2 protein-coding genes and 1 tRNA gene are annotated in these 1,549 nt (G+C 53.0%); 1 reads left to right on the plus strand and 2 read right to left on the minus strand.

The window, feature by feature from the left end; genetic code table 11:
* The first annotated feature begins 5 nt into the window (after window positions 1-5).
* A tRNA-Pro gene (locus C4N23_RS13655) sits at window positions 6-83 on the plus strand.
* 134 nt (window positions 84-217) lie between these two features.
* Here the strand turns inward: C4N23_RS13655 and C4N23_RS13660 are convergent.
* Together C4N23_RS13660 and C4N23_RS14375 are read right to left on the minus strand one after the other, a co-directional pair.
* On the minus strand, window positions 218-1,315 hold the full coding sequence (locus tag C4N23_RS13660; protein WP_227611936.1) for a tyrosine-type recombinase/integrase: 1,098 nt from the start codon (window positions 1,313-1,315) through the stop codon (window positions 218-220).
* 75 nt (window positions 1,316-1,390) lie between these two features.
* The gene (locus C4N23_RS14375; protein WP_112146679.1) at window positions 1,391-1,549 is read right to left on the minus strand and encodes a helix-turn-helix domain-containing protein; all 159 of its coding nucleotides are present in this window, start codon (window positions 1,547-1,549) and stop codon (window positions 1,391-1,393) included.

Consider the following 1,549-nt stretch of genomic DNA (forward strand, 5'->3'; position numbering starts at 1 on the left):
GATATCCGGGTGTAGCGCAGTTTTGGTAGCGCGCTTGAATGGGGTTCAAGAGGCCGTGAGTTCGATTCTCGCCACTCGGACCATAAATCCAACGATTTCACGTTAGAAATCGTTGGATTTTTTTGTTTATAGGCTGGCCTCATTTGGTTTTGACCACAATTTTGACCACAATGCCAACGATTTTATCTGGTCTAATTAGTGACGTTCCATCCAATTTTCAGGCCGAAAATGCCTCACTGAACAACTGGATCGCACTCTGCCGAATGGATTCCTGAACATGGAGATAATGCTCAGTCATCTCGGTGTCGGCATGGCCTACGATGCTCTGGATGGTCTGAATATCCACGCCCAACGCCTGCATCTGCGACACATAGGTGTGGCGGCAGCTGTGCGGCGTGAGCAAGCGGACATCGCCCGCTTCTTCCAGAGATTTGCGGAACACATCCCGGAAATGGGTGGGATTGCAGGGCAAGCCGGTCTTGGGGCTTTCCCAGATGAACTGGTCGGTGGTATCCCGCAGCTTGATGGCACACGGGCGGACATTCAGCGGCACCGGAATATCCCGGATACTGTCTTTGGATTTCGGACTGCCGATGCTGACCGTACCTTTTACGACCTTTACTGCCTGCCGGATGTGAATGACAGAGCCATCTTCTTCAATAAACTGCGGCTCCAAAGCCAGAAGTTCCTGCATTCTCATCCCAGTGCCGAGCAAAAGCCGGATGCTCAAGCCCATGCGGTCATCGGGCAGCACCTTCATCAGGTGTGCGACTTCCGCTGTGGTGAAGGCTTCTTTGCGCTTTGCGGTGCCGGATGCCCGCATCTTTTCAGCAAGCCGGACCGGGTTGCGGCGCACAAGGTCATTGGCTTCTGCCTTTTGAAAGATCTGGTAGAGCATCCCTCGTGCCTTGCTGATGTAAGAATCCGAGCGGCCATCGCGCCGCATCCCTTTCAGGAAGTTTTCAATGTCGATGGGGCGTATGACGGTCAAGGGGCGATGATAAAATCCCTCTTTGAGCATTTTCAGGCAGTATTTGTAGCTTTCCTGTGTCGTGGGAGCGATATTATCCCTGTGACCCTCGAACCATGTATCGGCCCAATCCTCAAAGTACAGGATCGTGTCCAGCTGGACACCGCTGATAAGCGCATCCTGATACTCTTTCAGTTTGAGCTTGACCTCCTTCTGGGTCTTGCCATAGAAGGTCTTGAAGCGCGGCGAACCATCTTTCTGGTAGCCGTCCATCATACGTAATTCCCAGCGACCATCGCTGCGGTGGCGAAGCGTACCCTCGCCGTGTGAACGTTTGCTTGGCATATTGCCTCCTTCCTGATGTCAAGTCGTTTCGGGAATAGTATAGAAAAAGAAACCTCTTGAATCAAGGATGTCAGATCAGCCATTTACGCTGTCCGTGATCCACTGAAGAAAACGGTCTTTGGGTACGACCATCCGCTTACCGATGTGGAGCGTGGGAAAGCCGTCCGAACGGAGCAGGATGTAAGCGTTGGCGCGGGAGATGCCCAGCGCAGCAGCGACATGATCGGCTGTCAG

This window comes from Faecalibacterium hattorii, from assembly GCF_003287455.1.
In the GTDB taxonomy this organism is placed as follows: domain Bacteria; phylum Bacillota; class Clostridia; order Oscillospirales; family Ruminococcaceae; genus Faecalibacterium; species Faecalibacterium hattorii.